The 23,121-nt window shown below is 50.9% G+C and carries 18 protein-coding genes; 10 read left to right on the top strand and 8 right to left on the bottom strand.

Features of this window, described 5'->3' with window-relative positions; genetic code table 11:
* Positions 1-2: 2 nt before the first annotated feature.
* Complete coding sequence (yqeB, locus tag AC6I4B_RS12210; protein WP_497765436.1) at positions 3-1,628, top strand: selenium-dependent molybdenum cofactor biosynthesis protein YqeB; 1,626 nt, start codon at positions 3-5, stop codon at positions 1,626-1,628.
* A 61-nt stretch (positions 1,629-1,689) separates the two neighbouring features.
* Here the strand turns inward: yqeB and arcC are convergent, their stop codons facing one another.
* The 5 genes from arcC to ygeW are packed head-to-tail and all read right to left on the bottom strand — an operon-like array spanning position 1,690 to position 7,785.
* Positions 1,690-2,622 (bottom strand): carbamate kinase, encoded by a 933-nt coding sequence (gene arcC, locus AC6I4B_RS12205; RefSeq protein WP_497765435.1) that lies wholly within the window; start codon positions 2,620-2,622, stop codon positions 1,690-1,692.
* A gap of 12 nt (positions 2,623-2,634) precedes the next feature.
* Positions 2,635-4,041: a dihydropyrimidinase gene (gene hydA / locus AC6I4B_RS12200; RefSeq protein ID WP_497765433.1), complete on the bottom strand. Its 1,407-nt coding sequence runs from the start codon at positions 4,039-4,041 to the stop codon at positions 2,635-2,637.
* A gap of 51 nt (positions 4,042-4,092) precedes the next feature.
* The gene (locus AC6I4B_RS12195; RefSeq protein WP_497765432.1) at positions 4,093-5,304 is read right to left on the bottom strand and encodes a YgeY family selenium metabolism-linked hydrolase; all 1,212 of its coding nucleotides are present in this window, start codon (positions 5,302-5,304) and stop codon (positions 4,093-4,095) included.
* A gap of 33 nt (positions 5,305-5,337) precedes the next feature.
* Positions 5,338-6,537: a diaminopropionate ammonia-lyase gene (gene dpaL, locus AC6I4B_RS12190; RefSeq protein ID WP_497765431.1), complete on the bottom strand. Its 1,200-nt coding sequence runs from the start codon at positions 6,535-6,537 to the stop codon at positions 5,338-5,340.
* Positions 6,538-6,597: 60 nt separating this feature from the next.
* A complete protein-coding gene (gene ygeW / locus AC6I4B_RS12185) occupies positions 6,598-7,785 on the bottom strand; it encodes a knotted carbamoyltransferase YgeW (RefSeq protein WP_497765429.1) in 1,188 nt (395 codons plus the stop codon).
* 455 nt (positions 7,786-8,240) lie between these two features.
* Between ygeW and AC6I4B_RS12180 the strand changes: the two genes are divergently transcribed.
* Entirely contained in the window at positions 8,241-10,025 is a 1,785-nt protein-coding gene (locus tag AC6I4B_RS12180) for a sigma 54-interacting transcriptional regulator (protein WP_497765427.1), read from the top strand.
* A 64-nt stretch (positions 10,026-10,089) separates the two neighbouring features.
* Here AC6I4B_RS12180 and AC6I4B_RS12175 read toward each other — a convergent pair whose 3' ends face one another.
* Positions 10,090-10,377: a VF530 family protein gene (locus AC6I4B_RS12175; RefSeq protein WP_497765425.1), complete on the bottom strand. Its 288-nt coding sequence runs from the start codon at positions 10,375-10,377 to the stop codon at positions 10,090-10,092.
* A 317-nt stretch (positions 10,378-10,694) separates the two neighbouring features.
* On the opposite strand from AC6I4B_RS12175, the gene AC6I4B_RS12170 reads away from it, so the two are divergent.
* Positions 10,695-10,961, top strand: coding sequence for a type II toxin-antitoxin system TacA family antitoxin (locus AC6I4B_RS12170; protein ID WP_497765423.1), 267 nt, complete (start codon positions 10,695-10,697; stop codon positions 10,959-10,961).
* Positions 10,949-11,434: a GNAT family N-acetyltransferase gene (locus tag AC6I4B_RS12165; RefSeq protein WP_497765421.1), complete on the top strand. Its 486-nt coding sequence runs from the start codon at positions 10,949-10,951 to the stop codon at positions 11,432-11,434. Before AC6I4B_RS12170 ends, AC6I4B_RS12165 begins: the two co-directional genes overlap by 13 nt.
* Before the next feature lie 438 nt (positions 11,435-11,872).
* Here AC6I4B_RS12165 and AC6I4B_RS12160 read toward each other — a convergent pair whose 3' ends face one another.
* On the bottom strand, positions 11,873-12,043 hold the full coding sequence (locus AC6I4B_RS12160; protein WP_497765419.1) for a hypothetical protein: 171 nt from the start codon (positions 12,041-12,043) through the stop codon (positions 11,873-11,875).
* A 184-nt stretch (positions 12,044-12,227) separates the two neighbouring features.
* Here AC6I4B_RS12160 and yncE point away from each other — a divergent pair, with 184 nt between their 5' ends.
* The 6 genes from yncE to AC6I4B_RS12130 all read left to right on the top strand — a co-directional run bounded on the left by yncE (position 12,228) and on the right by AC6I4B_RS12130 (position 21,533).
* Entirely contained in the window at positions 12,228-13,289 is a 1,062-nt protein-coding gene (yncE, locus tag AC6I4B_RS12155; protein ID WP_497765417.1) for a 7-bladed beta-propeller protein YncE, read from the top strand.
* Positions 13,290-13,299: 10 nt separating this feature from the next.
* Complete coding sequence (locus tag AC6I4B_RS12150) at positions 13,300-15,300, top strand: TonB-dependent receptor domain-containing protein (protein ID WP_497765415.1); 2,001 nt, start codon at positions 13,300-13,302, stop codon at positions 15,298-15,300.
* Positions 15,301-15,768: 468 nt separating this feature from the next.
* Positions 15,769-16,896, top strand: a complete 1,128-nt coding sequence (locus tag AC6I4B_RS12145) for a LuxE/PaaK family acyltransferase (RefSeq protein ID WP_497765413.1) — start codon at positions 15,769-15,771, stop codon at positions 16,894-16,896.
* Positions 16,897-16,948: 52 nt separating this feature from the next.
* Complete coding sequence (locus AC6I4B_RS12140) at positions 16,949-19,342, top strand: acyl-CoA reductase (protein WP_497765411.1); 2,394 nt, start codon at positions 16,949-16,951, stop codon at positions 19,340-19,342.
* Positions 19,343-19,344: 2 nt separating this feature from the next.
* Complete coding sequence (locus AC6I4B_RS12135) at positions 19,345-20,646, top strand: phenylacetate--CoA ligase family protein (RefSeq protein WP_497765409.1); 1,302 nt, start codon at positions 19,345-19,347, stop codon at positions 20,644-20,646.
* A complete protein-coding gene (locus AC6I4B_RS12130; protein ID WP_497765407.1) occupies positions 20,643-21,533 on the top strand; it encodes a GNAT family N-acetyltransferase in 891 nt (296 codons plus the stop codon). Before AC6I4B_RS12135 ends, AC6I4B_RS12130 begins: the two co-directional genes overlap by 4 nt.
* 43 nt (positions 21,534-21,576) lie before the next feature.
* On the opposite strand, the gene AC6I4B_RS12125 is transcribed toward AC6I4B_RS12130, so the two are convergent.
* Entirely contained in the window at positions 21,577-23,085 is a 1,509-nt protein-coding gene (locus AC6I4B_RS12125; RefSeq protein ID WP_497765405.1) for a methyl-accepting chemotaxis protein, read from the bottom strand.
* Positions 23,086-23,121: the final 36 nt, after the last annotated feature.

Raw genomic sequence — 23,121 nt, 5'->3', positions numbered from 1 at the left:
TTATGAATATTTTCTCAGAAGCTGCAAGACTCGAAGAACAGAACCGCCCCTTTGCGTTGGCACAAATTGTAGACAGTCGGGGTTCCACGCCCCGCCATTCGGCCCAAATGCTGATCCGCGAGGATGGCACTATTCTGGGAACGATCGGCGGCGGAATGGTCGAGCGCCGGGTGATTGACGAAGCGCTGGAAGCGCTTAATGAAAAAGCATCCAGAATGTTTCATGGCCGTATGGCGCGAAACGGTACAGACGCGGTCGGCTCGGACTGCGGCGGCGCGATGTCGGTGTATATCAGCGTCCACGGCCTTCGCCCACGGCTGGTATTGATTGGCGCGGGGCATGTTAACCGCGCGGTTGCCCACAGCGCGGCGCTGCTGGGGTTTGAAATTGCAGTAGCGGATATCTACCCGGAAAGCCTTAACCCCGAATTTTTCCCGCCGCTAACGCAGTTACTTCACGCCGGAAACTTTAGCGCGGCGGTCGAGAAGCTGGCGATTCGCCCGGATAACTTTGTGCTGATTGCCACCAACAATAAAGACCGTGAAGCCCTGGACAGACTGATAGAGCAGCCATGTGCCTGGCTGGGGCTGCTGGCGAGCCGTCGTAAGGTGCAGCTCTTTTTGCGCCAACTGCGCGAAAATGGCGTAGCGGAAGAGCATATTGCCAGGTTACATGCGCCTGTGGGCTATAACATTGGCGCAGAAACGCCGAATGAGATTGCCATTAGCGTGCTGGCCGAGATTTTACAGGTTAAAAACAAAGCGCCCGGCGGGCTGATGATGAGCACAGATTCGCCGTCACAGCCGCTGCGAGTGGCGATTCGCGGCGCGGGGGATATCGCTACCGGCGTCGCGCTTCGGCTGTGGAATGCAGGCTTTAAGGTCATCATGCTGGAAGTGGAAAAGCCGACCGTTATCCGCCGTACCGTCGCGTTTGCTCAGGCGGTCTTTGACGGTGAAATGGTGGTTGAAGGCATCAGGGCAAAACGTGTTTCAACGGTACAAGACGCGCTGCGGGTTGCCGATAACGGCGCGATCCCCGTACTGGTGGACCCGCTGTGTGAATCCCTTCATGAGCTGAAGCCGGGGTGTGTGGTTGACGCCATTCTGGCGAAAGAGAACCTGGGGACGCACCGAGGGCTGGCTCCGGCGGTTATCGCACTTGGGCCAGGGTTTAGCGCCGGTCAGGATTGCCATGCGGTGATTGAAACCAATCGCGGGCATTGGCTGGGGCAGGTTATTTATCAGGGGCGGGCGCAGGAAAATACCGGCGTTCCCGGAAATATTATGGGGCACACCTCACGGCGAGTGATTCGCGCACCGGGCGCAGGCGTAATGCGCTCACGCGTACAACTTGGCGATATTGTCAGTGAAGGTGAAGTGATTGCGACCGTAGGGGATACGGAGATCCTCGCCCCGCTGAGTGGAATGGTTCGCGGCTTACTGAATGATGGTCTGGTGGTGGATATCGGCTTTAAGATTAGTGATATCGACCCGCGCGGCGAAAAAGCGGATTACACCAGTGTGTCGGATAAAGCGCGTGCAATTGGCGGCGGAGTGCTGGAAGCATTGATGACTTTGATGAATCAGGGCGTGAAGGAGAAAAAAGCGCTGTTGACGGTCGCATAAAACAGACGTGGCTTAGCTTATAAGGCCTACACGGGAGATCTCGTGTAGGCCTTGTTCATGCTTAACCCTGGATCACCGTCCCGGTTTTACCTTCAATGCCTTCTTTCGCTTTGCTTAATACGGTGATCAGTGCTTTGCGACTAGGGCGAGAACGGGCAAACGAGGCGGCGGCTTCGACTTTCGGCAACATTGAGCCTTTGGCAAAATGGCCTTCGGCAATAAACTGCTCGGCATCGCTTAGCGACAGCTTATCCAGCCATTGTTCGTTCGGCTTGCCAAAGTTGATGGCCACTTTTTCCACCGCCGTCAGGATAATCAGCATATCGGCGTCGATCATAGCCGCCAGTTTGGCACTGGCCCAGTCTTTATCAATCACCGCGCTGGCGCCCCGCAGATGATTGCCTTCGCGGATCACCGGGATCCCGCCGCCGCCGGCGGTGATGACCACATGGCAGGCGTCCATCATCGCCTTAACAGTCTCTTTTTCAATGATATCAATCGGTTTTGGTGAGGCCACAACACGGCGATAGCCTCGACCGGCGTCCTCTTTCAGCACGTACCCCTTGAGGGCGAGCTGGTCGGCTTCTTCTTTAGTGAAAAACGAACCAATCGGTTTGGTCGGGTGGCTGAACGCCGGATCGTTGGCATCCACTTCCACCTGAGTAATCAGTGTGGCGACCGGGATATGCATATTGCGCGACAGTAACTCCTCACGCAGCGCGTTTTGCAGATCGTAGCCAATATAGCCCTGGCTTAGTGCCACACACACTGACATCGGTAGCATAGGCGTGTGCGCGTCGGTTTTGGCGGCGGCTTCAAAGGCAAGGTTAATCATCCCGACCTGTGGCCCATTACCGTGAGTCACCACCACCTGATGGCCTTGCGCAATCAGGTCAACAATGGCTTGCGAGGTTTGTTTTACGGCCTGCATTTGCCCAGCCAGATCGTCGCCTAAGGCATTCCCGCCGAGGGCGAGCACAATTCTTTTACTCATGAATTCCTCACTTTAAGATGCATTGCCGCACATGGATAAATGGGCGGTAGAAAAGGGGGCTCGACGCAGGAAACGGCCCTGACCTGCGACGCCGGTGAAACTGCCATTATTGAAAATCACCCGTCCGTGCGACACGGTCTGGCGAATGGAACCCTGACAAATAAAGCCTTCCCACGGTGAATAGTCGGCGTTGTCGTGCAGCATTTCGTGGCGAATGGTGGTTGTGCGGCGCGGGTCGATAATCACCACATCGCCGTCAGCGCCGGGCGCCAGACGACCTTTTTGCGGCCACAGGCCAAACAGCTTCGCGGGGTTGGCGCTGGTGAGCGCGACAAAATGCTCAGGGGTAATTCGTCCGGTCATGACACCGTGTGAGAACAGCAGCAGCAGGCGGTTTTCCACCCCCGGCAGGCCATTCGGGCAGCGGCTGAAATCCCCGCCGGAAAGATGCAACCGTTGCGCCATAGAAAACGCACAGTGGTCGGTCGCCAGCACATCTATTTGCCCCTCGCTAATACCGCACCACAGCGCATCGTTATTGCTGGCATTGCGCAGCGGCGGGCTAAGCAGATATTTCAACGCATCATCACGTTCGTAGCAGCGGTCATCCAACAGCAGGTACTGCGGGCAGGTTTCTACCCACACCGGCTGGTGGCGTGAACGGGCAAGGCGCAGGTATTCCAGCCCCAGACCGTTAGAGAGATGCACAATATACAGCGGCGCATTACCGGCTAATTGGGCGAGGTTGATCATGCGAGCGATGGCTTCCGCCTCACATTCCAGCGGGCGGCTTAGCGCGTGATAGCGTGGCGCGGTTTTCCCTGCGGCCAAAAACTCAGAGCGCTTGCGGGCAATGGCGGCGTCGTTTTCCGGGTGAACGGTAGCAAGCGCCCCGGCACGATGCAGGTGGCGCAGCGCCTGGAGCACGTCGTCATCGTTCAGTTTGTACTGGTAGGTGAGATAGAGTTTGAAGCTACTTATCCCCGCATCGACCATCATCGGGATTTCATCGAGGATAGCGTGGTTAATATGTTGAATCACGCCGTGAAAGCTGTAGTCGATAACCGCTTTATAGGCGGCGTAGCCGTGGTACGTTTCAAGCTGATGACGTAACCGGCAGCCCGCCGGGCCAAACCCCATATGGTCAACAATCGTGGTTGTGCCGCCACAGGCCGCCGCGCGAGTACCGGTAAAAAAGTCGTCACAGCTACGGGCAAGGCCGGTATCAATATTGAAGTGGGTGTGGACATCAACGCCGCCGGGCATCACATAGCATCCGTTAGCATCGATGATTTCGCAGGGCTGCTCTACGGTGATGTCGTCGGCAAGCTGGCTGACCAGGCCGTTTTCAATGAGCAAGTCCTGTTTTGCCTGGCCGTCCGCATTGACGACGATGCCGTTTTTGATCAGTAGACGCATAGAAAACTCCAGACTCCCGCCGCGAACGACGGGAGGAATGACGGGGCAGAATTACTCGGTTGCCAGCCAGCTCAGTGGAATGGCGGCATACATCGCAGCACAGGTCACCAGATGTGATTTCCAGGTTTTCTCGTTTGGCGCGTGGGCTTCAGGCTCTTTACCTGGGCCAAAGCCGATAACAGGAATTCCGTGGCGGCCCATGATAGAGACACCGTTGGTGGAGAACGTCCACTTATCAACGACCGGCGCTTTGCCAAACAACCCTTCATAGGCATTGCTCAGCGCACGTACGGTAAAGTGGCTTTCTTCCACTTTCCAGGTAGGGAAGTAGCATTCGGTTGGGTAGACCAGGCCTGTCCATGATGGGCGGTCGTAGTTGTACATTGACACCACCGCACCGGCGTTTTGTACCGCTGGCAGGGCGCGAATTTCGTCCAGCGCGCCTTCCCAGGTTTCGCCCCAGGTCAGACGGCGGTCGATAGAAACAGCACAGCTATCGGCAACCGCACAGCGGCTAGGCGAGGTGAAGAAGATTTCAGAAACGGTCAGCGTACCTTTGCCCAGGAACTCGTCATTACCCAGTTTATGTGAGAGCGCCTGCAATTCATTAAGGATAGGGCCCATTTTGAAGATGGCGTTATCACCGCGTTCTGGCGCAGAACCGTGGCAGCTCACCCCCTGTACGTCAACGCGGATTTCCATACGCCCACGGTGGCCACGATAGATTTGGCAGTCGGTCGGTTCGGTGCTGACCACAAATTCTGGGCGAATGCCGGACTGTTCAATGATGTACTGCCAGCACAGGCCATCGCAGTCTTCTTCTTGCACCGTGCCCGTTACCAGCAGGGTATATTCGTCTTCCAGTCCGAGATCTTTGATAATTTTACCGGCATAGACCATCGATGCCATACCGCCTTCCTGGTCAGACGCGCCGCGCCCGCCGATCAGTTCGTCTGTTTCCATCCCCTGATACGGGTCAAAGCTCCAGTTTTTGATGTTGCCGATACCCACGGTATCAATATGCGCATCCATCGCTACCAGGCGCGGGCCGTGACCGATATAGCCCAGCACGTTGCCCATCGGGTCAATTTCTACTTTATCGAAACCGACTTTTTCCATCTCCTCTTTAATACGGTGTACGACACGCTTTTCGTCGCAGCTTTCGCTTGGGATGGCAATCATATCGCGCAGGAAACGGGTCATGTCCTGCTGGTAGTGGTTTGCTTTTTCAAGAATCAATTTAAACGGAATGTGCTTAGCCATGAATGTGTTCTCCAGTTCAGAATTTGTTGAGCATTACAGTGCAGCCGGATGTTTACCCGCCCAGACGACTTCCCGGTAGTGCTTCACGTCGGTGTCGCCTTCGGTGCTGATCACCAGCACCACGGAATCGCTGTCCAGCTGTAGCTTGTTCATTAGCGCTTCGCGCTGTGGGTGGTAGTAGATGGCGGCCAATGTGCCCAGGCCGACGGCGCCGGATTCACCGGAAATGACGCGCGGATCGTCACCGAGCGGGTTGCCCAGCACGCGCATCCCAAGCGCGGCGACCGCGTCCTGACATGAGATAAACTGCGTAGAGCAGTTGCGCAGTACCTCCCAGCCCAGTGGGTTTGGCTCACCACAGGCCAGACCGGCCATAATGGTTGCCATATCGCCGCCGACGTTAACCATCTGGCCTTTGACGCCAGAGCGATAAATACAGTCGGCCAGTTCTGGCTCCACAATCACCGAATGCAGGTTCCGCGCGCCGTAGACATCGACTAAATAGCCCAGCACGCCGCCCGCCATCGCACCGACGCCCGCCTGTAAGAACACGTGGGTAGGGCGTGCAATGCCCATTGCTGACATTTGTTCGACAGCTTCATCGGCAAGCGTGGCGTAGCCTTGCATAATCCAGGTGGGGATTTTGGTGTAGCCTTCCCAGGCGGTGTCCTGTACCACTTCCCAACCGTTTTTCTGCGCGGTTTGCATCGTGAAACGCACGGTATCGTCGTAGTTCATGTCGGTGACGATGCACTCCGCCCCCAGACGCAAAATGGCGTCAACGCGCTCTTGCGCCGAGCCTTTTGGCATATACACCACGGCGTTTTGCCCAAGCTGTTTGGCAGCCCATGCGACGCCACGCCCGTGGTTGCCGTCGGTGGTCGTGGCAAAGGTCATCTTCTCGGTGATACGTGATTTCAGGTCGTCGAGGGATAACTCATCGATATTTAGCTGATATTTTTCACACAGTAGCTGCGCGATAGCGTATGAACCGCCCAGCATTTTGAATGCGTTAAGACCAAAGCGCTGCGACTCATCTTTGACCAGAATTTTGTGCACGCCAAACAGAGCAGCCAGGTCGTTCAGGGCATACAGCGGCGTCGGTTTATAACCGGCGATTTTTTGATGGAAATGACGCGCCTGTTGCGCCTGTTGGCGAGAAAACAGTGGGGAGGTTTCGCCAGTGAAAAACCGGTTATCGGCAATATCCATTTTCAGTGAGAAAGCAGACATACTCTGTCCTTATTCGTCATTACGAGGCTATAGAGCTGGCCCGCAGGCCAGCCAGAGAGGTTATTTGATGCGTTTTTGTGCGTCGCTGAGCAGCTCTTCCAGTAGTTGTCCTGGCTTGGCGTATTTGCGACAGAGGATCATTGCGGCGATGATGTACGGCTTCCAGCTGGCTTCTTTGTAGGTCGCGATGCGGTATTTTTCGAATACGGTGTCGGCAACTTCACCTTCTTTGCAAGAGACACCGGTGATATCAGCTGGCAGGCAGTGCATATACAGCGCTTCGCCGTCGTGCGTTTTCGCCATCATCTCTTCGGTGCAGTGCCAGTCTTTATGCTGGGCGTTCTGCGCCAGGCAGGCTTTCTCCAGGGCTTTAAGACCATCATGGTCGTTAGCGCGCAGCAGTTCGGTACGCTTCTCCATCACCTGATAAGGCGCCCAGGACTTTGGATAGACGATATCCGCATCTTTAAAGGCTTCAGCCATATCCGTTACCTGACGGAAACTGCCGCCAGAGGCTTTGGCGTTGTTTTTCGCCACTTCGATAACGTCTGGGATCAGGTCATAGCCTTCCGGGTGTGCCAGGGTGACGTCCATCCCAAAACGCGTCATCAGGCCGATAATGCCTTGCGGCACAGAGAGCGGCTTGCCGTAGCTTGGTGAGTACGCCCAGGTCATGGCGATGTTTTTGCCTTTGAGGTTTTCCAGCGAGCCAAAGTGTTCACGCAGCCAGGCAAGGTCAGCCATTGATTGCGTAGGGTGGTCGATATCACACTGTAAGTTAATCAACGCCGGGCGCTGTGGCAACACGCCTTGTTTGTGGCCGTCATCCAGCGCTTCGCCCACTTCACGCATATAGGCGTTACCGGCGCCCAGGAACATATCATCACGAATACCAATCGCATCGGCACAGAAGGAAATCATGTTGGCGGTTTCACGAACCGTTTCACCGTGAGCAATCTGTGATTTCCCTTCATCTAAATCTTGTTGCGCCAGCCCTAGCAGGTTCAACGCGGAAGCATAAGAGAAGCGAGTACGGGTAGAGTTATCGCGGAATACCGAGATCCCCAGGCCACTGTTGAACACTTTGGTCGCAATATTTTCGGCGCGTAGGGTTTTTAACGCCTCGGCGACATCCAGAACCTGTTTCAGTTCGTCCGGCGATTGCTCCCACGTCAGCAGGAAGTCTTTCTCATGCAGGTTGGAGTTAAGCTTGTTGATATCCTTAATCAGTTCGTTAACAGTTTTCATTTTTCAATCCTGGTAGTGAATGACGGCTTATTGATTGCTGGTTACGGTGCGGTGTATGCCAGCGCTGTAAATCAACTAACAATAAGCGTGCCAATTCCGTATTCACGATGTTTTGCCGGTCTAAATGGCGGGAGTTATGGGAGGCAGATCACTAAATTAAGCGGTTTGTACGAGAATTTACCGTTATGAAATTATTAGTTTATTTCGTTATATATTTATTTATATATTGATGCCGTGGTTAATAGATTCAGCGTCAGATGAGAAATGCGCCAAATTGATAAAATAGCCTTCTCAATTATCACATTGATATGAAAGTGTGATACCAATTCCATATTTCATTTAAGAATCGAAAAAGAGAATGCGCCTGCATCAATTATTGCTAAGGGCTGAGGTAGTATCATCTAAGAAACATAAGTGTGGTCGTTCACCCAGCATTGCTTTCAGTGAGTGATATTATGATGCCTTCGAATACGTCATCCATTTTGATGCAGATTCAACCTACTATTCAACGCTTTGCCCGTATGCTTTCCAGCGTGCTTCAGCTTGAGGTTGAAATTGTCGATAATACGCTGTGCCGCGTCGCCGGTACGGGAGCTTACGGGAAGTTTCTCGGACGAAAGTTAAATACAGATTCGCGACTTCTTCGTTACATTATTGAAACAAAGAAGGAGAAAGTGGTCACCCATTCGCGGTATGACCCCTTGTGTAAAGGATGTGAGAGTAAAGAAACCTGTAAAGAAAAAGCCTTCCTCGGAACCCCCGTCATTTATCAAGAGCAGTGCGTTGGTGTTATTAGTTTGATAGCGTTAACGCGCGATCAGCAAGAAAGAATAAATGATAACATCACCGAGTTCTCCGATTACGTCCGCCATGTCTCCTCTATATTTGTGTCTCGTCTGCTGGAAGATCAAAGCGGCGGCGATAATGTGCAGAAAATGTTTTTAACGATGCTTGACAATATGGATCAGGGCGTGCTGGTGGTCAGTCAGGAACAAAAGATTAAATTCGTCAATCAGGCTGCGTTAAAAATCCTTGGCGCAAACCAGGGGGGAATCATCGGTAAAAACATTAATTTTCGGCCTCTGACTTTTGCACAAAACTTTATTCGAGGACACGTTCAGCACGTTATTTCTATCGATGATAAGAAAGAGCTGATTATTGGTCAGCTGCACGCCATTCAGGATCAATGGCTATTTCTGATGGCGTTCCACCAGTCGCACTCCTCAGCCGATCTCTCAACGCCACAGGACGGGCCACAGATTGAGCAGATGGTGGGGGAATGTCGCCCTATGCGCCAGTTGAAAAAGCTGATTAGCCGCGTTGCGCCAAGCCCTTCAAGTGTGATGATTGCAGGGGAAAGTGGAACAGGTAAAGAGGTGGTCGCCAGAGCGATACATACACTTAGCGATCGCAAAGATAAACCGTTTATTGCGATTAACTGCGCGGCGATCCCTGAGCAACTGCTGGAAAGTGAGCTGTTTGGTTACGTGAAAGGAGCCTTTACCGGCGCGTCGGCTAACGGTAAAACCGGCCTGATTCAAGCGGCAAATAATGGCACGCTGTTTCTTGATGAAATTGGCGATATGCCGTTGACGCTCCAGGCGAAACTGCTGCGGGCTATTGAATCTCGTGAAATTCAGCCAGTAGGCGCAAGCCATCCCGTGCCGGTGGATATCCGTATTATTTCAGCGACTAACCAGAATCTTGAGCAGTTTATCGCTGATGGTAAGTTTCGTGAGGATCTCTACTATCGTCTGAACGTGATTCCGCTTCGCTTGCCACCTCTGCGCGAGCGACAGGATGATATTGAGCTGCTGATTCATTACTTTCTCCATCTACATACCCGGCGGCTTGAGCTGGTGTATCCGGGCGTGTCTCCAGAGGTTATCGCGCTGCTGAAATGCTATCGCTGGCCAGGGAATATCCGCGAGCTGAGTAATTTGATGGAGTATTTGGTCAATGTCGTGCCGTCTGGTGAGGTGATTGACGTTTCGTTGTTACCACCAAACCTGATCAATAGCGGAAAACTAAATGAACGCATTGAGCCAGCAACAGCGGTTGCCCACGTTAAGGTGGCGAAAGATGATGATGGCGTTACCGGGCTAGAAGAGATGGAACGGCAGATGATTCGCGATGCCTTAACCCGTTACAGCAATAAAAAGCAGGCGGCGGATGAGTTAGGGATTGGGATTGCGACACTGTATCGGAAGATCAAGAAATACGATCTTAGCGCCGCGTAGGATCCAAGGGCAGGCGAGGGGAAACCGTCGCCTGTGGGTTCCCTTATGTGCTGGTGGGCGCTTACTAACTTTTCTTATTACGGCTATTAGCCCACGGGTCGAGCGCCGGTTCTTCTGGCTCTACTTCTACAATACCTTCCAGCGTATCGAGATACAGCGCTTCTACTTCTGCGCGTGCCCACGGCGTACGACGCAAGAATTTCAGGCTAGATTTCACGCTCGGTTCATTTTTAAAGCAGTTGATATTGATAAGCTGCCCCAACTTATCCCAGCCATAACGCGCAACTAACGCGTTAACCTGCATTTCAAGAGTGACGCCGTGCAAAGGATCTTTCGAGGTATGAGCGGTCATGCGTTGTCCGTTGGTTCAAATTATGCTGATAGATGAGATTGGCAAGGGAAGGGTACAAGAAAGCGCGATGAGCGGCAATGGTATCGGCGTTTTATCCCTGTATGCTACGTGAATTCTGACGCACAATAGCACTGCTAAAATCGCAGAATTCGCGTAGAACACGCATAATTGATAAAGTTGTTTTAAATCATGTAATTGACTCTGCTTTGCTGGTGGGTATCTGTTAGTACCTCGGGCCTGACTGTATAGCATTTGATATACACCGTTGTTGTGCTATCCTTGTAAAGCAATTGCTATACAAGAAAAGAGGCTTATAGATGAAATCAGATGTTCAGCTCAATCTTCGCGCGAAGGAATCCCAGCGAGCACTTATTGATACAGCCGCAGAGATCCTTCATAAATCGCGCACGGACTTTATCCTGGAAATGGCCTGTCAGGCCGCAGAGAACGTGATTCTCGACCGTCGTGTATTCAATTTTAATGATGCGCAGTACGCTGATTTCATTGATATGCTCGACGCGCCGGTGGCTGATGATCCCGCTCTTGAGAAACTGTTGGCAAGGAAACCACAGTGGGATATGTAACTGCGCCTGAACCTTTATCCAGCGCTCATCAGTTAGCCGAATTTGTGAGTGGCGAAAGTGTTCTGGATGAGTGGTTAAAGCAGCGAGGGTTAAAAAATCAGGCTCTCGGCGCAGCCCGGACTTTTGTCGTGTGTAAGAAAGACACGAAACAAGTCGCGGGCTTTTATTCATTGGCAACGGGTAGCGTTAATCATACCGCCGCCACAGGCAGCCTTCGGCGTAACATGCCAGACCCTATACCGGTGATCATTCTGGCTCGGCTGGCGGTTGACCTTTCATTCAGAGGAAAAGGGCTTGGCGCTGACTTGCTTCACGATGCCGTATTGCGATGCTATAGAGTGGCAGAGAATATCGGTGTCCGCGCCATTATGGTTCATGCGTTGACCGATGAAGCTAAAGGGTTCTACATGCACCATGGTTTTAAATCCTCACAAACGCAGGAGCGGACGCTGTTTCTTAAACTTCCTGGCTAGGGCCACGCTGGCAAATGTGTTGCCTGAGAAAACAGACTCACAGACAAACTGGTCAGATGGCCGGTTTTTTTACGTCGTGTGCTATGCAAAACCGGGCGCAGGAATACTGCCGGGAAATCGCAGATTTTACACAGTGCGTGACGGGCGGGGCAAAATCTGACAGGTAACGGGGGGAGAATTACATAGTAGATGAAAAGCACGGCTGGGTGTCCATTACCCTCAATTCAATTTAACATAATATACATTATGCGCACTAGAATGGAGTCAGACAGAATCCGGCGTTTTGTGGTCATGATTATGCTGGTCGATTTTGCCGTGTTTTTGCCGCTTGCTCTCATATCCAGTGGCCTGGTCTATCACTGATTTGTCGATTGCCGTATTTCTCCGGCGCATTGCTTTTACACGCCTGTGGTTGGCTCTCTTGCCAGCACGCTTTCTTCACCACGCAAACTTTACATCTGGAATCAGCATCATCACCGCAATGCTGCGGATGTTCTTGTTCGGCTCGCACGTTCCCAACACCACATAACGTTGACCGGCAACGAAGCCGCTCACACTCACATGACATTCGCTGATTCGTGGGCACTGGAAATCAGACTGCGATAACACATTGCACAGACCTTTATGCCGTGGTCAACACTCCACACTAAACCACGGCTTACATACCTTGTCGCTCAACTTAAATATGCAATCCAAAAATTGGTAGGTATTCTACACTCAACATAAGTTGTAAATGATAAGCATTTTCATTACCATCTTTGCTCTTTCGTAAACTTTTGCAAAGAATAATTACATGTCAACAATAAAAGCCTTAAAGAACAAGGGTCTACTTGCGTTCTCTCTCTCATTGATTCTCCACGCCTACCCTGCTTATTCTCAGGAATTTGCAGAAAAGGATTTCAAGTCTCAACCTCTGGGTCACGGGGTTTATGAGCTGGCTTACTCACCAGGTCAGCAAGCGCTTTATGCAGCATCAGCGCCTTCGTTTGATAAAGATAAGCGTGCCGGATTGGTATACCAGCTCGCAGCAGATTCACTCCAGATAAAGGAAAAAATCGCCACTGAGCGCCGCACTTTCGCCGTCGCGTTGGATGAGAAAAACCATATTCTCTATTTAGGCAATGCGATGGAAGGCTCTGTCACCTTGCTCAATACGCAAACTCACCAGGAGATGAAAAGCATTCAGCTCAGTGATAATAGCGACCCGAAAAAGACCGCTCACGTTCGTGAAGTAGTATTGGATAAAAAGAACCAGCGCCTTTATGTCTCAGGGATTGGTGACAAAAATGGTGGCCTGCTTTGGGTGGTTGATGCTCAAAAGCAACAGCTCGTCGCAACCCTGGGTGACATTGACCCGGTGGGCTTCGCCGTTGATGAACAGGCCGATAAAGTTTATGTCGTCACCGGCAACGGCGAATTGGTAACGCTGGATGGCAAAAACGCAAAAGTTCTTTCGCGCGTCAAAGTTGACCCCGCAGAATCTCAGCATTACTTCCTGAATATCGCCCTCAACACCGCTAAGGGCGTGGGTTATATTGCTGATACCAACACCCGCGATATCCTGGTTGTTCAGTTAGATTCCGGTAAGCTGATTCACCGCATTCCGACGCCCAATTCCATTGCGGTGCTGTATAACGCCACCCGTGATGAACTTTACGTCACCCATCGAAACGACCGCCAGATAAGTGTCATCGATGCAAATCATTACACCCTCAAACACCGCATAAAAACCGCCGCTATGCCGAACAGCCTGGTGCTTTCTCCAGACGCCAACACGCTGTATGCCAGCATCAAGCAGGAAGAAAAAGCGCATCAGGCTGACTACGTACTCAAGATTGATTTGACTAAATTTTAAGGATTTTGCGGTGATCATTAAAACACGCATGGCCGTGGCGGTAACACTTGCCCTCGGTCACCTTCCTGCGCTGGTTTACGCAACTGAGCCAGCATCGACTAGCGAAGATAAAATGGTGGTAACCGCCACCGGCTTCAGTCAGGAACGGCGAGAAGCGCCAGCGACTATCTCGGTCGTTGATGAAAAAGAACTTAACACCCGTTCTAACCAGAACGTTACCGAGGCGTTGCATGAAATGCCCGGCGTGCTGACCGGCAATGGCCACGGCAGCCTGGCAACTGGCGACGTACAAATGCGCGGGATGGACTCCTCCTATACCGCATTTATGGTCAACGGTATTAAACAGGCAACGCGTGAATCGCGCCCGTATGGGCATCACATCGGGACTGAAGCCGCCTTCTTACCGCCAATGGCCGCCATCGAGCGAGTTGAAGTGATCCGTGGCCCCATGTCCTCGCTCTATGGTTCCGACGCAATCGGCGGTGTCGTCAACGTTATCACCAAGAAAGCGTACAGCCTCGATAAATGGACCGGCGTGCTGGAAGACAACTACTTCCTCCAGCAAAAAAGCGAGTACGGTAATACGAACCAGACCAATGCCTTTTTCATGGGGCCGGTCATTGCCGACAAACTTGGCGTGAGCGTTGGTGCGGATTATCTCGACCGTCGTGACGACGATAGCCCAACCAAACAGCGTTTTGTGAAACACCAGTCGGGGAATCTTGATGGCACGATATCGCTGTCGCCAACGGAAACGCAACTGTGGGATCTGAACGCATCTCGCGGGCATCAGGAAAAAAGCCATAACCCTGGCAAGCCGTGGTACTGGGGCTTTGACCGCGATGCTGCTTCGTTAGCTCAACATGCCTGGTACGGTGACGACCTGCTGGAAGTGAAAAACTTTATCAGCTACGAGAAAGCCCGTACCGAGTATCGCGTAACGGAAATGGCTCCGCAGTTTATCGAGCAGCGTAACTTTGAAGCCAACAGTGCGAACACCTTCACGCTTGGCGATCATAAGCTGACGCTGGGAGCCAACTTTACCCGTAATGAACTGAATGACACCTTTGATATTGAAGACAAAGTTGCCCCTGGCGTTACGCCGGTAAGCAAAATTAGCCGCCACGGCTGGGCGTTGTTTGCCGAAGATGCCTGGATGATTATCCCGGACTTCACGCTGACCACCTCTGCGCGTTTAGACAAAGACAGCTATTTTGGCTATCACCTGACGCCAAAACTGTACGGAAACTGGACTATCGACGAAAACTGGGCGCTGAAAGGTGGCGTATCCGCAGGCTATAAAAAGCCGGATCTGCGTGAAAACAATTCAGGTTTCACCAGTGTCTACGGGGCTTACCCGTATTCCTACATTGGGATTGGTAATGATGACCTGAAGCCAGAACAAAGCATCAATACTGAGCTAGGTGTCTACTGGCAGAAAGAGGCATTAGCGCTGGATGCCACGGTATTCCATACCAAATTTAAAGACAAAATCAGTGATTACACCATTTGCACCGAGTCGGCGACGCAGAAATGTGTCTATAACGGCTATAGTGCAGAAACTGTGTCGCAATACTTCAACGTTAGTGATGCCGAGATCTACGGCCTGGAACTGAACGGCGACTGGCAAGTAACAGCGGCGTTGAAGGCCAATGCCAACTATACCTATACGCACAGCGAACAAAAAAGCGGTGAGTATAAAGGTTATGCGCTGAACGACTTCCCGTCGAATATGGCGAATGTGTCACTGACCTGGAATGCGGTTAATGACCTGGAACTGTGGACGAAAGCGAGCTGGCGCAGTCAGTCACCGAACGTCGGGAAATCGACGTCAACAGAGGCTTATGCGTTGGTAGACTTGGGTGCACGCTACCATTTGAACAAAAATCTAACGCTGATGGCTGGCGTTTATAACCTGTTCGATGTGAACCCGATTTACTCTACGTCATACAACAAAACTGCCATGCTGGAAGGCCGTCGTTATAATTTCGGCGCGCGTTTCGAGTTCTAACCCCCTACCGGAGCGCCACGGCTCCGGTAGTTTTTATTCCCCCCCAGCCCTTCGGTAAATTGTGTAAAATACGGTATCGGCACAGCAGCGCTATTTTATTTGGTAGCCAATAGTGACTGATAGTATTTAAATTCATTGCCAGTTATTAGCGAAATATGATAAATGTAATTAAGTTATTAATTTAAATACCTACTGTAAATACTGAGCAATGAATTAACTGAATTATCGGAACTCGTACATGGCATTATTAAACTGATGGTATTTTCTGTGGTTGAACCGATCTTTAGATAAGGTAAAAAACTTATTCTCCTCATGCTACATAGCAAATACCATATATTCACATCATGTCACCCTACCGTTAATTATTTATTCTTAATAAACAAAAAATAAATGGAATAATAATATTCTTTCTTGGCTGGATAACGTCAGATTATTTAATAGATGTAACAACTATTAAGGAAATATAACGTGATATCCGTCCCTGTCGTCAATAGGCTGTGTGCACTCACTCGACCTTATCAGAGTAATGCAATTAGTGAGCAGTTGTTTCATAACGCGATGCTGGAGATTGTTTCTTTCCATGTAAGGAATACGCCGGGATACGCGCAATGGTTAACTCATCACAATATCAACCCGGACAATCCGCAGTTGAACTCATGGGGAGATTTGCCGCCGATATTTGCTAATTATTTTAAGCATCATCTTTTGCTCAGTAACACCGGTCAGGACGCGCTGGAGTTGACATCCTCAGGAACCAGCGGACAAAAAAGCCGAATGCGTTTTGACGAACGCAGCATAAAGGCCGCGCAAGGTATGGTCGATCATATCTTTAATCACTACGGCTGGGTGACACCCGATACCCCCTGTAACTATCTCCTTCTGAGTTATGAACCCAACGATATCATCACCTTAGGCACGGCCTATACCGACCAGTTTTTATGTAAATATGCGCCCGTCAAACAGGCCGTTTATGCTCTGCGGAACACCGGGAAAGGTCATGAGTTCGATCCATTTGGTGTTATCCAGGCGCTACAAACTTTCTCACAAGATGATGCCCCTGTGCGTATTTTGGGATTCCCCGCCTTTATGTGGTTCGTGCTTGAAAGGATGCGCGATATGAATTTGCCTCCGCTTTCCCTACCGCCAGGTTCATTAATATTTTTCGGCGGTGGCTGGAAAACACATGCGGACAAAGAAATACCAAAGGCGACGTTATATGCACGGCTTGGTGAACAGCTATGGCTACCTGACGCCTGTTGCCGGGATGGTTACGGCGCCGTTGAACACTGCGTTCCTTATATTGAATGTGCCCATCACCACTTTCATATTCCGGTATACGCCAGAGCGTGGATCCGCGATACCCGCACGTTTGAAATTAAAGGCTACGGAGCGCGGGGATTTTTGCAATTTGTCTCACCTTATATTACCTCCAGCCCAGCCCATAGCGTTGTAATGAGCGATTTAGCCATCCTGCATCGCGCCCACGAATGCGGATGTGGAGCAGAGACAGACTGGTTTGAGCTACTTGGCCGCGCCAGTCAGCATAAAACCCGTAGCTGCGCATTAGCGGCCTCGGAATTAATGCGAGGAAAGTGATATGTATTTTATTTATGGCCAGTGTTACCCCTTCGCCACTACGGAACGGGCGTTGAGCTTATTGACAGAGACGTTGCACGATACGCTAAGCCAGCCGCTACCCACGGATGCGTTGTTTGCCTGTGCGCAACGTTTTGTAAAGCGGCTGGAAGATAGCGCATTTTTACCTCAGCTTGATGCAGTTACCCGCGAAGATGTGCGCCAGTTCTGCCAGCCAGAGGCGTTGCGTTTCAAACTTGAACATGAGCTGGGTGATATCCCTTTCTCATTACGCCGTTTTAATCTATCACAGCCGCATTTTGAGAGCTGGCGCCCACTTGGCGTCGTGCTGCATATTACCCCGGCCAATGCGGAGTCGCTTCCTTTTCTGGCAATAGTAGAAAGCCTGTTGGTGGGCAATATTAACTGGCTGCGTCCCAGCACTAGCGAACAAGGGCTAACTCTTGAACTGTTGCAGGCCTTTCTTGACTGCGACGCGACCACTACGCTGGCGAACTACCTTGCTATTCTGCCTGTGGCAACCGACCAGCTCGCTCTGCTGATGGTACATGTGGATGGCGTTTCAGCATGGGGCGGAGATGCGGCGCTTAACGCTATACGTCATCAGCTTCCAGGCGGCTGTCGCTGGATCCCGTGGGGACATAAAATCAGCTTTTCCTGGTTGATTCCCGATGCGGTTAATGACCAACAGTTGGATGCACTGGCCGATGAAATTTGTCGATTCGATCAGCAGGCATGTTCCAGCTCGCAAGTGATATTTGTCGATACCGAGTCACAGTTGGTGTTAACGGACATGGGTGAGTGCCTGGCACAGGCTATGCATCGTCGTTGCGGCCACTGGTCTTTTCAGCAACCGGACGAAAAGTCGGCGGCAGATATCACCACCCAGCAAGTCTTTGGCGAGCTGGACACGGTTTTTAACGATGGGGATAACCGGAGCTGGAGCGGTGAAAACTGGCATATCTTGCTGCAAAATACGATCGGGCTTGCCCCCTCTCCACTCTATCGCACGCTGTTGTTACGCCCAATGCCCCGCCATAAGCTGGTTCAGGCTTTACGCCCCTGGCGCACTTATCTGCAAACCTGTAGCCTGGCGGCGACAGCGAACGACACCGCCCTCCTCAGCCAGCTTCTACTGGCCGCTGGGGTAAATCGCGTTACGACACTCGCAGGAATGCATTCCGGCTATAGTGGCGAACCGCACGATGGTAGGTGCGCATTAACCCAGCTGGTGCGGCGGGTGACGGTCACCCTCGCCGCTGATTCATTGCCCGGTTTAGCCACGCTAGATCTCCCGCCCCAGGCGCCAGATGTGCCTATCGATCAACCGATCATGGATAAATCCGCTTTCATTGAAAACGCGATCCAACCCAGCGCAAAGCTCTTTTTCCGCAGCGGTGGCAGCGGTGGCGCGCCTAAACTGGCCGGTTTTACATATCGCGATTATCACCGCCAGATGCAAGCTGCCGCAGACGGCATGTTCGCCGCAGGTCTCGATCCGGCGAAGGATAAAGTACTGAATCTGATGTATGCAGGGAATCTGTACGGCGGTTTACTCAGTTTTTTCACCGTGCTCGACAAAGCGGGTGTTACGCACCTCCCTATGGGGGGGCCGCATGATGATAATTATGGCGAGATTGCGAAAACCATCGCCAATCAGCAGGTCAACACACTGATTGGTATGCCCAGTACCCTGAGCCAGTTGTTCAGACGGCAAGAGCCACTGCTGCGCCGCTACGGAGGTATCCGTAAATTACTGACCGGCGGTGAACATATGGGCGACGATCAGCGCGCGTTTTTCCATCGTTTCGGCGTTGAGATAATTCGTTCTGCGCTGTATGGCTCCGTAGACGCCGGGCCATTGGGACATGCCTGTAACGCGAGTCCTGATGGCGTATTTCATCTGATGGCGGATATTCAGTGGCTGGAGATCGTCGATATGAAGTGCGATAAACCGGTAAAGCCGGGTGAGATCGGTCGTTTGCTGTTTACATCCCTGTCCCGCGAAGGTCATAACGTGGTTCGCTATGATGTTGGCGATCTCGGCCGCTGGGTGGAAGGACGCTGCGCCTGCGGCGCACTGACACCTCGTTTTGAACTAGTAGGCCGCCACAGCAGCCTGGTACGTATTGGCACTCTGTTTATCTCAACACAACATCTGGCACAGCTGGCCGCAGTACCTGTACAACTCATCCTTGATCATAACCCATCCAGCGGGCTGGAACGTATCCGTATCCTGGCAGAAGGTGATGCCACTGAGGTGCGGCGTCGTGTCTGCAACAACCCTGAACTGTTGATGGGGCTGGAAGCGGGCTTACTGGAGCTTGAGATGACAAGCCGTCCGTTTACCTCGTTTGAACGGCTCCCTCAAAGTGGTAAAACGCCGCTGGTCATCGATAAGCGGCGCAAATATTCACAGCCTTCTACTGATTATAAGGCTATATAAATATGACTAAGCACAAGCCCATTATCACCGACGCTGCGGTTCTGTCCCTTGAACAACTGGTGGCATTTGCCCGCCAGCACTCCCCTTATTATGCCTGGCATTACCGACACTTACCGCACAGCAACTGGCAAATAAGCGACCTGCCCCTCATCGCCCCTCTCGATTATTGGAAGGGAAGCGGTGAACTGTCCAACTGGCCGGTTTTAACCGCCCCTTTTACCGATGGCATCGTATTTAAAACCGGGGGGACTACCGGTACTGGCAAACTGTCGATTTATACCCGCAGCGAATGGCGCACATTCGTCACCCGTTTTGGGCAGAGCCTTGCAAGCCAGCTTCAGCCAGGCGATCGCGTGGCGAATCTGTTTTTCGCCGGTGAGCTTTACTCCAGCTTTTTATTTATTCATGGTTCGCTTGCTCATATGGATATACCGGTATGTGAATATCCTTTTAGCGGCGCGATGGAGCCGCAGATACTGTTTGCTCAACTCAATCAGCATAAGATCAATGTGCTGCTTGGCGTTCCGGCCATGTTATTACAATTTGCAGCAAAAATAGTGGCACAACAGCAGCAGTTACCGAGTATTACGCGGCTTCTCTTTGGCAGCGAGAGTCTATTTTCAGAACAATTATTACTGCTTAAACAAGCCTTCCCGAATGCCCGCGTTGCCTCTGTCGGATGCGCAAGTGTTGATGCGGGTCTGATTGGCGCCAGTACTCCAGAGTGCATTAACGGAGAACATCGGGTTTTTGAACCCGAAACTATTGTTGAAATCATTGATGAAGTGACCGGTGAATCCATCCTCGATGAGGGTCACACTGGCAGACTGGTGATCACTAATCTGACCCGCAAACTCATGCCGCTGATTCGTTATCCGGTTGGCGATCTTGCCGCCTGGCGGGAACCGGCGGGTAAACCTGCCCGTAAGTTCATACTGCAAGGACGAAGCAGCCTCGGGTATCGTATTCGCATAGGTTTATCTTCTGTGTTTCCTGATGAGTTCGACACTCTGATTACCGACATGTTTGGCAAACAACAGTGGCAAATGATTCTGGATCATCACGATGGCTGCGATTGGCTGACTCTGCGCATTGTCTTTTCCGGCAGTGACAACCATGCGGAGGTTCTCCGTAATACCCTTCAGGCAAGGGATAACTCACTCGCTAAATTGTGTGAGTCAGGCCAGCTACGCATGATCATTGAGTGGTGCCGACAAGATGAGCTTATCTGCAACCCTCGCACGGGAAAATTGCAGCGGGTCACTGACAGGCGCACGTATATGACTGCGGGGGTGGAAAAATGATCGTTATAAGGAATTTCCAGGCGGAAGATGCTGAGGGTATTAGCGCACTGTTTCGTGAAGTGTACGGCGATCGCTACGTCTATTCTGACCTTTATGTCCCAACGTTGATCGAGTGGAACAACACACAGTCCGACTGGTGCAGCGTGGTCGCCGTAGAAAATAACTGCATCATAGGGCACGCCGCTTTATGGTTTCACGAGAATGCTCCCAGTGCCGAACTGGCGATGATGGCGACTCATCCAAAGGCCCGGCACTGTGGCATAGCCACGAAACTGGGAATGCATCTCTGCCAAGTGGCACGTCAACAGCAGTTGTCCACGCTAACGATAAAAATGGTATGCAGTCATCCGCATTCACAACGGGTGGCGAAAAATCTGGGTTTTTATGCCACCGCCCTGTTACGGGACTACGTCGTATCACCATTTAAATCAGGCGATCGTGAAAGCGTTATACTGGGCGTTCTGGCGTTACAACCACGGCCAGTCCCCAGGATAGTGGTAATGAGAGGCCAGCATCTCTGGCTGTCACTCCTTAGTTCTCATTTTGGCAATACGCGGCCTTCTCCTTCCATACAGACAGCGCCACCACTGGACATTACCGACATTAGCAATCGTATAGAAGTCACCCTCCATCAACTGACGCACAGGGTAATCGATGAGATAACTCATCTTCCGCTCAGCCGACTTATCTACCTCCGCGTTCGGCTCAACAGCGCGCTGGCGGAGGCTCTTCCTACGTTTTATCGAGCGGGTTATCAGGATATGGGGCTGACGCCAGATAACAAGGGAGGTTGGTTTTGGTTATTTGAGCGCGGCTTCAGACGACATAACCTCAAGCTGCGCTGTCCGATAGCCCAAATGTTGCAAACTCATTCATTTTCGGCCTGATTTTCTGGGGTTCCGGCGTGGAACCCCTATAGGACTGTCTTACTTAGCTATTATTCCCTGTGTGAAAACGAGCGCTCATAGCGGAGAGCTGTTCAGCTTGCTCATTTAAGCTGCTCGTGGCGACTGAAGCCTGTTCCACCAGTGCCGCATTCTGTTGTGTAACCGAATCAATCTGGTTAACTCCAATTGCGACTTGATCGATACTTGACTTCTGTTCTTCGCACGCCAGCGTAATTTCCTGCATCAGGTCACTCACTTTCGTCACTGATTGCACAATATTATTCATTTTTTCGCCAGCTTGATTAACAAGCTCCGTACCATCTTCAATATCAGTGACTGAGACACGGATGATATTGCTAATTTCTTTTGCTGCATCGGCACTTCTTACTGCCAGACTACGAACTTCTGTCGCCACGACCGCAAACCCGCGTCCCAATTCCCCTGCCCGGGCAGCTTCCACTGCGGCATTGAGTGCCAGAATATTCGTCTGAGCAGCAATACCATTAATTAACTTCGTAATCTCGGTAATCTGCACAGAACTTGTTTCGATCTTTTTCATCGATACGATTGCTTTTTCCATTACGCCAGCACCTTTGCAAGCAGCCTGACTTGCATCGGAGGCAATGCTATTAGCATACTTTGCGTTGTCGGTATTGTTACTTACAATCAATTTAATCTCTGCCATACTTGCAGCCGTTTGTTGAAGGGCACTGGCCTGCTGTTCAGTACGGGTAGAAAGATCATCATTTCCCCGGGCAATTTCGGCGGTTCCTCGGCTGATCACCATAGTATTTGACTGAATAGAGTCAATTACATCAAGAAGTGACAGGCGCATTATATTGAGATGAGAAAAAATAACCCCCAGTTCATTATTTGAATCATCACTAATTTCATCTGCTAAATTACCATCTTTGATTTTCTCAATAGATCGAGATAATTTATCAATTTTCTTCGTTATTTTATTTCTTGAGGTTGCCAGTGAAATTAAAAGCATCAGCACACATAACACAACGAAAATGAAAGAGAACAATAATGTGAAAACATTTCCGCTTTCCTGTTGTTCAACGCGTGCTAAAGTTTGATTATTCTTTTCATCAATTTTGCTCTCAATGTAATTCGTTATTTCCTTTAGCTTACTTGACGACGATATAGTAGCATTTTCACCATTAGTCAATTGTGCCATTGAGTGTTTATAGATTTCAAGAATCTCATGAACCTTTTTCTTAAAATCAGGCACGGTATCATCATGACGATCGATAGGACTATTCATTAACTCAGTAAGATTTTTTTCTCTATCAAAGAAATCATCAACATACTTTTTATCAAGAGGCTTATGCATCGTGACTAAAGTATCCAGTGTATTAACATTACCCCGGATCATTGCCAGATTGTATCTGACTTCATTCATCTGATTAATTGCACTGCTCATTTCCGAACTTAATTTAAGATTTTCTACCGCCGAGTAACTCCCCTTTAGTACAAAAATGGAAAAAGTAACAGAAACGATCGTCATTGCTATCGGCATTGACAGAATAGTTGTTGATAATTTCATAATGAGCACCTGTTCGAAGACTATTTATATAATATC

It is taken from the genome of Kluyvera fluvialis, from assembly GCF_059725275.1.
The sequence above is the reverse complement of the archived record's forward strand: the minus strand, read 5'-3'. Positions and strand labels throughout refer to the sequence as shown.